Raw genomic sequence first — 338 nt, 5'->3', positions numbered from 1 at the left:
AAGTACTACTAATACTCTGCTATTTACTTATCAGTTGGCAACTCATGGTTAGGCTGCTCATTATCTTCGAACATATCTTCTTCTGTAAGTGGCTCATCATCAAGCAGATTAAAAGAAGATTCAATGATTTTGTCATCACTAAGCTGGTACTCATACCAATTGCCCATCACCCCAGCCAATTCATCAAGCCCTTCTTTTCTTAAGGCAGAAAACAGTTGAATGGTGCATTTAAGACCTAACTTTTTTAGTCTTTTACGGGTATTGAGTAAGGCGTTTTTAGAAGCGCCATATTTCAATTTATCCGCTTTAGTCAGCAAAATATGGACAGGTAGATCACC

General features: G+C 37.9%; 1 pseudogene. It reads right to left on the bottom strand.

Going from position 1 to position 338, the window contains the following annotated elements:
• Positions 1-23 precede the first annotated feature (23 nt).
• Positions 24-338, bottom strand: a pseudogene (locus AAEZ03_RS26435) (hypothetical protein); the annotation flags it as partial.

It is taken from the genome of Pseudomonas sp. HY2-MNA-CIBAN-0224, from assembly GCF_040310285.1.
Taxonomy (GTDB): Bacteria; Pseudomonadota; Gammaproteobacteria; order Pseudomonadales; family Pseudomonadaceae; genus Aquipseudomonas; species Aquipseudomonas helleri.
The sequence above is the reverse complement of the archived record's forward strand: the minus strand, read 5'-3'. Positions and strand labels throughout refer to the sequence as shown.